Source organism: Janthinobacterium sp. AD80 (genome assembly GCF_002878455.1).
Lineage (GTDB): Bacteria > Pseudomonadota > Gammaproteobacteria > Burkholderiales > Burkholderiaceae_D > Janthinobacterium.
This window is the reverse complement of the sequence record NZ_NRDQ01000170.1, coordinates 1-9,725: the sequence shown is the minus strand read 5'-3', so window position 1 is coordinate 9,725 and position 9,725 is coordinate 1. Positions and strand designations below refer to the sequence as shown.

Annotated in this window: 8 protein-coding genes; 3 read left to right on the top strand and 5 right to left on the bottom strand. The window is 65.4% G+C overall.

Annotation, left to right across the window (positions count from 1 at the left end; all coding sequences use genetic code 11):
* Both JaAD80_RS31890 and JaAD80_RS24800 read left to right on the top strand, forming a co-directional pair.
* On the top strand, positions 1 to 1,794 hold a 1,794-nt coding region (locus JaAD80_RS31890; RefSeq protein WP_180979576.1), incomplete at its 5' end, for a S8 family serine peptidase.
* 121 nt (positions 1,795 to 1,915) lie between these two features.
* Entirely contained in the window at positions 1,916 to 2,377 is a 462-nt protein-coding gene (locus JaAD80_RS24800) for a protease inhibitor I9 family protein (RefSeq protein ID WP_102298521.1), read from the top strand.
* Here the strand turns inward: JaAD80_RS24800 and JaAD80_RS24795 are convergent.
* From JaAD80_RS24795 to JaAD80_RS24775, 5 genes are all read right to left on the bottom strand, one after another.
* Entirely contained in the window at positions 2,368 to 3,045 is a 678-nt protein-coding gene (locus tag JaAD80_RS24795) for a LuxR C-terminal-related transcriptional regulator (RefSeq protein ID WP_102298520.1), read from the bottom strand. The two genes, JaAD80_RS24800 and JaAD80_RS24795, sit on opposite strands and share 10 nt — an antisense overlap.
* Entirely contained in the window at positions 3,042 to 3,746 is a 705-nt protein-coding gene (locus tag JaAD80_RS24790; RefSeq protein ID WP_102298518.1) for a winged helix-turn-helix domain-containing protein, read from the bottom strand. The genes JaAD80_RS24795 and JaAD80_RS24790 overlap by 4 nt, the downstream gene beginning before the upstream one ends.
* A 151-nt stretch (positions 3,747 to 3,897) precedes the next feature.
* On the bottom strand, positions 3,898 to 4,866 hold the full coding sequence (locus JaAD80_RS24785; RefSeq protein ID WP_102298516.1) for an IS1595 family transposase: 969 nt from the start codon (positions 4,864 to 4,866) through the stop codon (positions 3,898 to 3,900).
* 143 nt (positions 4,867 to 5,009) lie between these two features.
* Entirely contained in the window at positions 5,010 to 5,648 is a 639-nt protein-coding gene (locus JaAD80_RS24780; RefSeq protein WP_102298514.1) for an NF038129 family PEP-CTERM protein, read from the bottom strand.
* 10 nt (positions 5,649 to 5,658) lie between these two features.
* Complete coding sequence (locus tag JaAD80_RS24775) at positions 5,659 to 8,655, bottom strand: ExeM/NucH family extracellular endonuclease (RefSeq protein ID WP_102298513.1); 2,997 nt, start codon at positions 8,653 to 8,655, stop codon at positions 5,659 to 5,661.
* A gap of 552 nt (positions 8,656 to 9,207) precedes the next feature.
* Here JaAD80_RS24775 and JaAD80_RS24770 point away from each other — a divergent pair.
* On the top strand, positions 9,208 to 9,725 hold a 518-nt coding region (locus JaAD80_RS24770), incomplete at its 3' end, for a hypothetical protein (RefSeq protein WP_146012522.1).

Sequence of the window (9,725 nt, the reverse complement as noted above, 5' to 3'; positions counted from 1 at the left end):
GACAACGGCGGCGTGGCGCTGCTGGATCCGGCCAAGGTTGCAGGCAAGGTCGTCAGCTGCCTGCGCGGCACCACGGCGCGCACCGACAAGGGCGTCGCCGTGCTGGAAGCGGGCGGCGCCGGCATGGTGCTGGTCGACACGGGCATCGGCCTGGTGTCCGATCCGCACGTGCTGCCGGCCGTGCACGTGAGCGCTGCCGATGGCGCGCTGATCAACGCCCAGGCACAAACGGGCGCGGCCACGGCGGCCATCTCGCGCTTCGTCACCAACGGCAACGGCCCTGCCGCGCCCGTGGTGGCCGACTTCTCGTCGCGCGGCCCGAACCTGTATGACGCCAACCTGCTCAAGCCCGATGTCACCGCGCCTGGCGTGGACATCCTGGCCGGCGGCACGCCTGCCCTGTCGCGCGCCCAGCGCGATGCCGTGCAGGATGGCAGCCTGGTGCCGGCGCAAGCCTACATCTTCCTGCAAGGCACCTCGATGGCCAGCCCGCATGTGGCCGGCCTGGCCGCCCTGCTGCGCCAGCAGCATCCGACGTGGAGCCCGGCCGCCATCAAGTCGGCCCTGATGACCACCGGCAGCACCACCCTGCCAGACATCCAGACCGGCGACGCGCGCGGCATCCTGCCATGGGGCCAGGGCGCCGGCCACGTGACGCCGAACAAGGCCGCCGATCCGGGCCTCGTGTACGACGCCAGCCTGGCCGACTACAAGAAATACATGTGCGGCGTCGGCATGTCGGCAGAATGCGCGGGCGGCACCATTGCCGGCTATAACCTGAACGTGCCGTCGATCACCATCGCCAACGTGCTGGGCACGCAAACGGTCACGCGCCGCGTCACCAACGTGGGCAGCAGCAGCGCCACCTACACGGCCAGCGCCTCGATCAGCGGCTACAGCATGGCGGTGGCACCATCCAGCCTGGTGCTGGCGCCGGGCGAAACCAAGTCCTTCACCGTGACGTTGACGCGCACCACGGCGCCGGACAATGCCTGGCAGTACGGCGCCCTCGTGTGGAGCGACGGCGTGCACACGGTACGCAGCCCCGTCACGGCACGCTCGGGCCGCGCGGTACAGTCGCCGGCACTGGTGCAGGCGGACAAGGTCAGCGGCTTGCGCGCGCTGCCCCTGGCCACCGGCTTTGCCGGCAAGGTCGGCGCGGCAACGGGCGGCCTGAAGGAAGTGGCCCGCAGCGAGCAGACCATCAACCAGTCGGCCCCAGGCAGCATGGAAACCGTGGCGCAGATGACGGCAGCGTGCAAGGCCGGCGGCAGCGGCGTGCGCACCGTCAATGTCAGCATTCCCGCCAGCGCCGTGGTGGCACGCTTTGAAATCTTCGACCGCGACACCACCGAAGGCACGGGCAATGACTTGGACCTGATGCTGCTCAATGGCGCAGGCACGGCCGTCGCCCTGTCGGCCACGGCCGGCTCGAACGAGGCCATTACTGTGACCACGCCCGCTGCAGGCAATTACAAGGTGTGCGTGATCGGCTATGAGCTGGCAAATGGCGTCTCGACCGGCTTCGGCCTGTCGTCGGCCGTCGTCACGACAGCCGACAAGGGCGGCAACCTGAAAGCCACGCTGCCAACCAAGGTGTATGTGGGCGGCAGCGCCACGGCCGGCGTCAGCTGGTCGGGCCTGGAAACGGGCAAGCGCTACCTCGGTGGCGTGGTCTTCCTCGATGGCAACAACGCGGCCGCGTCCACCACCGTGCTGTCGGTGGAAACCAACAGCCCGCTGCCACTGGCCGCGCCCAGCCAGCGCAAGGTAAGGCTGGACGCCAAACTGTAATGGCATCGTTCTGACCTGACGCCACACCACAACGCGCCCTGCGGGGCGCGTTTTTCATGCGCGGCCGCTTCCGGCGTACAATCGGCACGGCAGGCGTCATGAATCGCCTGGAAAGCACGCCATGCCCTCGACACACTGGATACTCGCTTCGATCGCCGGCGTCAGCAGCCTGGCTGGCGCCGTGCAGACTGCTGAGCAGGCGCCTGACGCGCAGATGCGGCGCCCCTATATCGTGCAGCTCGCCGCCGCGCCGCTGGCCACGTACACGGGCGGCGTGCCTGGCCTGGCGCCGACCGCCGCCCAGGGCCAGCGCCTCGATACGCGCAGCGAAGCGGCGCGCCGCTACACGGCCTACCTGGAAGAACGGCAAGGCGCCGTGCTGGCGCTGGTGGCCGGGGCGCCCGTGCAATATCGCTATACGGTGACACTCAATGGTTTTGCCGCCATGCTGACGCCAGCGGAAGTGGCGCGCCTGAAGGCGCACCCGGAGGTGACGCAAGTGTCGCCCAGCACGATGGAACAGGTGAATGACGGCAATGGCGCTGGCGGACAGCGGCAGCTGCCGCCCGACAATCAGCGCTGATGTCCGATCAGCCGCAGCGCCATGCCGCGCGTGACGGCTTGCGTGCGGTTGCTAACTCCCAGCAATTTATAGATGCGCTGCAAATGGCTCTTCACGGTCCAGCCGCTGATGCCGAGGATCTGCCCCACTTCCTCATTGCTTTTGCCGATGCTCACCCAGCGCAATACTTCCAGCTCGCGGGCGCTGGCCGCGCGCGCCGCGCCGGCCGGAGCCCCATGCAGATAGTCCGGCAGGGCCAGCCAGTGGAGGTGCAGGTAGGGCAGCAGCAATTCCAGCAGATACGCCTGGCGCGCCGCGTCCGCCTGCGGTGCCGGCGCGGAGAACAGCGCGAACAGGCTGCCGCCGCCCGCTGCCATATTGGCATGAACTAAAACCCCATCAATGACCCGCGCCTGCCGGCCTGCCGCGCGCCATGCCGGCGCCAGGTGCGCCGCCTGCTCCTGATAACTGCGCACCTGCGCCGCATCCAGCACCGCGCTATGCCAGGCTTCGCTGCGCAGCACGGCGCCATCGGCACCCAGCTGCGCGCAGACGAGGACGGCGTGCGGCAGCAGCGCCTGCAGCGGGCCCTGGCTCCACAAAAAGAAATCGCTGCGCGCGGCGATGCCATGCGCGCCAACAATGGCGTGCAGCACATATTCCTGTTCCCTGGCCGTCAGCGGCATCATGCGCAGACACCGGCGCCGGCCGCCTGGTAGCGGTAGCCGCTGCCGCGCACGGTTTCGATATGGTGGCCGCAGCCGCCCGGCTGCAAGGCGTGGCGCAAGCGCCCCACATGGGCATCGACCGTGCGTTCATCGAGGTAGGCGGCGTGGCCCCACACTTGGTCGAGCAGCTGGGCCCGGCTATGCACACGGCCCGGATGGTCCATCAGGAAATGCAGCAGCTTGAATTCGACGCGCCCAAGATTGATGGGCACGCTGCCGGCCGTTACGCGCAAGGTGTGCGGATCGAGGCGCAATGCCGCCTGATTGCTGCCGTCGCGCGGCAGCGTGCGCGCGCGCCGGCGCAGCAGCGCGTGGACCCTGGCCAGCATCTCGCGCGGACCGAAGGGCTTGCACAGGTAATCGTCGGCGCCGCTCTCCAGCGCCAGCACCTTGTCCTGTTCGCTGTCGCGCACGCTGGCCATGATGATGGGCAAGTCGCACAGCGCGCCATCCAGGCGCAGCTGGCGCAACAGCGCGATGCCGGAAAGGTCCGGCAATTCCCATTCCAGCAGCAGCAAGTCGGGCGCGTCTGCCGCCATCAGCGCCAGCGCGCCGCGCACGTCCAGAGCGCAGCTGACCCGATGGCCGGCGCCTTCCAGGTTATGCACCAGCAAGGCTTGCATAGCGGGCGCAGGGTCCAGCAGCAGAATATGATGGCGCATCGACGCATCCTCCCGAAAAAGTTGGCGGCCAGCCTCGAGAAACTAGACGGCTCGACAAGTTTTTGACTATGCATCAAGCGTAAAACGCTGACTAATACAATTTAGTTTCCTGATTTATAGCTATTGCAAATAAATAGGCGAAAAAAACAGGCTATGTCCTCGTCAAGTGTGGGAAATCACCGAGCGTGGCTTTCAGCAATGATTCCGGGGAGCGGATGCGCCTGGCATCGAGTATCCAGCGCCAGCCCAGGTAATGGTGCAAGTAGCGCGTCGCCACGCCGTGAAACGGACGTAGCCATTGCCTGAGACGGCTGTGATATGCGTTCACGTTCTGCACGTGGGCCGCGCCATGCACACGCATGCCGGCACGCAGATTGACGGCCTGATGGCTGATGCCCGCCTCGCGGGCAAAAGCGGCATAGGCCGCATGGCCATCCGTAACCAGCAGCACGTCCTGGTCCATGACGGGCGGCAAACAGCGATGCAGCTGCGCCTTCGTCAATGTCCCCATGCCGGTGACGAAATCGAGGGTTTGTCCCGTGCGGTCGCGTGCCACCAGGATGCAGACTTGTTCATGCGACATGCCGCGCAAGGTCGCGTGGCCTCCGCGGCGGCGTGCCGGACGCGTCATCGTGCGCGCGCCCTTTTGCGATTCCAGCACATACAGCTCATCGGCCTCGGCAATGCCATGCAGGCAGTGCGGCCGGTCCGTTTTTGCCAGGCTTAAAAACCGGTGGCGCCAGCGAAACGTGGTGTTGCGGTGCAGGCCCAGTCGGCTGGCCGCCCGGCGTACCGAGACGGAGTCGAGCAGGCAGTCGGCATATTCGAGCCATTGCGCCTTGTGGCGCAGGCGCGCCAGCGGCGTGCCCGTCAAGGCATTGAAGGTGCGGCCGCAGGGCACGCAGCGGTAGCGCTGCAGGCCGTGCGCATGACCATGCCGGTGCACATGCGCCGAATGGCAGGCTGGGCAGGCCAGGCGCTGGCGCGCCACATCCTCGATCAGGGCGATGGCTGCCTGCTGCGGCGCGTTGCCACGCAGCAGGGCAATGCCGGCCTGACGCTGGCGTGCACTCAGGCTGGCGAACTGCGCGATAAAGATCGTCCATTCGGCTGACAACATGATCGGCTCCGTGCATGGTGAATATGCAGAGTCAGACCACGCGGCCACGGGAAGATTCCGGCCTTCCCCCCCACTTGCCGATGACAGAGCCAAAAAAACACAGCGTACCGCAGCACGCTGTGTCCTGGCTGGAAAACGGCGAATTAAACAGGCATGACAGGCTGGCGCCGGCGCAGTGCCAGGCCGATCAATGCCAGGCCGCCCGTCAGCATCATCCATTCCGACGCTTCCGGCACGGCCGAGATCGAGGCGATGCTGGCATAGGTGCTGCCGGCGATGCTGGCCGGCGCGCCGCCATACACCGGCGTCAGCTCGAACTGCAGCAGATTGCCGTTGACGTTGCCCAGGTAGCTCATGCCGCTGGCGTCGAGCAAGCCGACACCAAAGGTCGTGCCCGCGCTGCCGGCCGTGGTCAGGAAGTCGCCGCCAAAGACAATGTTGAAGGCAAACTTGCCGCCCAGGGTCACGTTGTGGAACCAGTCGTTGTAGGCGCCACTGTTGCCAAAAGTCAAGGTGCCGGGCAAGCTGCCACTGACGTTGCCTTCCAGCGATTCGAGCGCGCCAAAGGCGCCCGAGAAGTTGCTCAGGGTGGCGCTGGCGCCCGGTGCCGGGCTATTGCCGGCGATAAAGGCAAAGTCGAGGAAGCCGGCGCCGGAAAAGGCGCTGGTGTCGATTTCCACGTGGTAGCCGAGCGGGTCCGCCAGCGCCAGGCTGGAGCTGGCGGCCAGCACGGCGGCCAGCACGGCGCGGCGCAGGGTGAGGTTGAATGTCGTTGTCAACATGATGGTGTCCTTAGAAGTTGCCGGCAAAAATGCTGGCCGAGTAATTGATCGTCACTTTCGACGGATTGGTGAAACTGACGGCGAACGAGGCGGTCGCGCCCGGTGCCAGGCTGGCCGCGTTGACCGTCACAAAAGCCGCTCCCGCATGGCTGCCCGTGGCGTTCGCCAGGGTCACGCCGGCCGGCAAGCCGCCGAACACCACCTGGAACGGGCCGCTGATGGCCGTCGTGCCCGTGTTGGTGAAGGCAAAGGTGCCCGTGTATTTCTGCGTCGCGCGATTGAACGCCAGGCCGGAACTGGCCGTCGAGACGTTGGCCGTGATGTCGCGGTAAGCGGGCTGCAAGTCCAGGCTGATGACGACGGGATCATGGTCCGAAGCGCGGTAGGGCAAGGCGTTGTACAGGTCTTGCGGCTTGGCCGAATCGATGTTGTAGTCGATCACTTCCGGCTCGTCCGCATTCACATGCCACTCGGCCACGCCGGCCACTTGCGGGCTCAGCGAGGCGCTGGCCAGCGCATGGTCGAGGTAGCCACTTTGGCCGCCGAACACATACGAGTACGGCATGCCCGAAGGACGCACGAAACGCTCGAGTTCATTGACGAAGCCGGCGCCCGTGATGACCTGGATCGGGTCTTCCGCGCCATACGAATTCAGGTCGCCGATGACCAGCACGTCGGCGTCGCCGGCGGCGGCCGCCACTTGCGGCACGAAGCTGCCCACCAGGCGCTGCGCCTGCTGCACGCGGGTGGCGTTCCAGCAGCTCTGGCTGTCGTTGTTATCCGCATCGGCACCGCCGCCCGAAGGGCAGCTGCCCTTCGATTTCAGGTGGTTGACGATCAGCGAGAATTTCTCGCCATTCGCGGCCCTGAAGGTTTGCGCCATCGGCGGACGGTTGTTGATGGCATTGGCATCCGACAAGGCGCCGCCCACCAGGCCCAGCTTGGCTGGCTTGTAGATCATCGCCACGCGGATGGCATCCGTGCCAGTGGCGGCCGGCTTCGGCACCACGGCATACGTAACGCCGCCGATGGCCGCGTTCAATTGCTCGACCAGATACGTGACGGCCGTTTCGCCATTGTTCTGGATTTCCATCAGGCCCACCACGTCGGCATCGATGGCTTGCAGTTCGGCCACGATCTTGTCGCGCTGGCGCACGAATTCGGCCAGGTTGTCAGCGCCGCGGCAATTGCTCTTGCTGGTCGACGAACCCACGGTGCAGCCCTGCCCCGTCTGGCCAAACACGTTATTGCCATTCGTAAAGGTCGTAAAGAAATTCAGCACATTGGCGCTGGCCACCTTGACGTTGCCCGCAGGTAGTTCCGGGCTGGCCGTGCGCGGATTGTCGCGCGAAAATTGCGGCGGCTGCGTCGGCTGCAATTTGTAGGCGGCGCCGCCACCGCCGATGGCGCCAAAGTCCACCACGCCCGTCAGGTCGGCCACCGTATCGCCGCTGCGCACGGTGTTATCCTGGCCGATGTACGGTATCGCCGCTGGCGCGACAAAGATGCCGTCATCGAGCACGATCAGGTTGTTCGCGTTGGCGGCGATCAAGGCTTGCGCCTCGGCGGAGCCGGCCGGATAACGGTTGGTCGGCACTTCGCGCCGTCCGGCCGACAGGCTCAGTTCGCCACGCGCGCCCAGGTAGGTGTTTTGCGACACGGTCAGTGGCTGCGTGAAGCGTACCAGCATGCCTTCGACGGCGCCCAGGTTGTCATTTGGCAAGGTCACGTTTGCCGGCACGATGCTGTGGCCCGCGCTTTGCGTGAGGATGGCCGTCACATCCTTGAATTCCGTGTAGGACTTGCTTGCGCCCGACGGCGTGTATTCGAACACCGTGCCCGTCACGCGCACCAGTTCGCCCGGCTGCACGGTGGTGGCCGTCGCGCCCGTGTAGACAAAGATGCCGTCCGAGGTCGACGGATCGCCGTCGCCTGCCGCATCCTGGAGGAAGAAGCCGGTGCCCACTTTCAAGGTCACCACGCCTTGCGTCGTCTGCACGGAATTGGCATACGCGCTGGCCGCGCCGCTCCCCTGGATTTGCGGAATCGTGTGGCTGATGGCGGCCAGGCCTTGCACGGCCACATCGATCTTGCAGCTGGCGCTCTGCTGCTGGTCGTTGCTGAAACTCACGGTAACGGGGTAATTGCCTACCGGCACGCCAGCGGCCACCACCAGACTGACCGTGGCGCTCTCGCCAGCCACGCCGGCGGCGCTGAAATTGGCCAGGCTGATGCCGGCCACGGCGGGCGAAGTCACACTGGCCGCATTCACCACGCCGTCAACGTCGGCGGCGCGCAGCACGGCGTTGCCGCCATTGCCCGCGGCCAGGGCCAGGCTGGCGGGGCAGCTGGTGATGATCTGGTGCACGACGGGACCACCGCAGACGTGGCGCTCGGACGCCGTGTTGCGCGGCGTCACGCTGCCGGTGGCAAAGTCGGCGCCATTGTCGTCCGTGTCGCCGCAGCCGCCATTCGCGCGAAGAATAGACAAGGTATTCGATGGCGCGGGCGCCGCATTGCCCTCGAAGCCGTTGGCCGTGCCAAAGCCCACCAGGTCGATGACGGCCGCCCCCGTGGGGCTGGCGCCCGATTGCGCCGTCTTGCCATTGCTCAGCAGCACCTTGCCCGCCGTGCCCGACATGGCCGCGCCGCCCGTCGCATCCGGCGTCGGCAGCGCTGCCGTACCGCCCGCGCCCTTGGCTTGCTGGACCAGCAAATACTGGCCGGGTTGCAAATCGATAGCCGGCAAGGCCGTGACGGCCCAGGTCGTACCGGCGGCGGAGGCGTATTGCACGCTCCAGTTATTCACATTTACCGGGCTGGCGCCGCGGTTGAAAATCTCGATGAAATCGTGGGTGTACAGCGCCCCGGAATTGCCGCCGCCGCCATACACCTGGCTGATGACGAGGTCGGAAGCGGCCAGGGCCGGCACGGACAGGCTGGCCAGCAAGGCGGCCAGGATGGTCAGGCGCCCGGGTGGCGTGCACGCATGGAATGATGGGGACATGAAAAGATCCTGTTCGATGAATAAGGATGCTGGCAAAAAGTGCTGGCGGAAGGTGCGGACAAACGCAGCCGCCGCCAGGGCAAGAACAGTGTCGTCACTGATGTACCTACATTAACATTTTGCCATGACAGCTTAATGACATGGCATTCATCCGAACGGAGCAAAACGATAGCTTGAAAACATGAGCCTATGTCTTTTACGCAACAAAAAACACCGTTTTTCCCAGCAGTTACGCCATTTATGGTATATTTCCAACATTCAATTAAAGTTCCACAGCGACAGAAAACGAGAGCCGTGCATGCCCACCATGCGGTGCGGCCCTGGCGCTCGGCGCATTCCAGATGTGTGTGCGGCAAGCCATATCAGTTCCCCACGAGGCCCAAATCACGCCTCGTCCGGCCGAGTACGACTCCCGCCATGAAAATGCCGGAAAGTAAATTTCCGCAAGTAGTAAACTGGCAATTAGCCAAGCAAGAGCACGCACCGCAGGCTGTGGCAGTATCCGCAAGCCTGTGCGGCGACAGCGAACAAGCGACCTATGAGAGCCTTACGATGAAAATCAACCCTATGTACCATTTAGCCATACTTGCCAGCGCCATATTCGCATTCATCCCTGCGGCACAGGCACAAGGCAAGGCACAGGCACAGAACAATGAAAAGCGCTGCGCGGCAACCGATGCTTCATCCGGCCAGCAAGCGCGCGCCAAGGATGGCGACATGAACGCCATGAGCAGCAATTGCCGCCTGATTAACGGCGACATCGGCAGGGACAGCATGACCAACGATGGCAGCAGCGACGACCAGGCGTTTGGCCGCAAGAAGGAAGACCAGAGCTTCAACCGCTGGAATGAAGACGATGGCACGCATGCGCTGCGCAACGGCGGCGGCCTGTCCGGCAACGGCCGCACGGGCGGCGGCGGCATGCCCCGCGTGACGCAGGACACCTCGCTGGGCGGCACGGACGAATTTGCACAGCCGCAAAACAACAGCCTGCTGGGCTGGGGCGGCGCGCAGGCGCCCGCCTATGGCCGCATGGCCATGGCCACGCCGGACGACACCAGCCTGCTGAC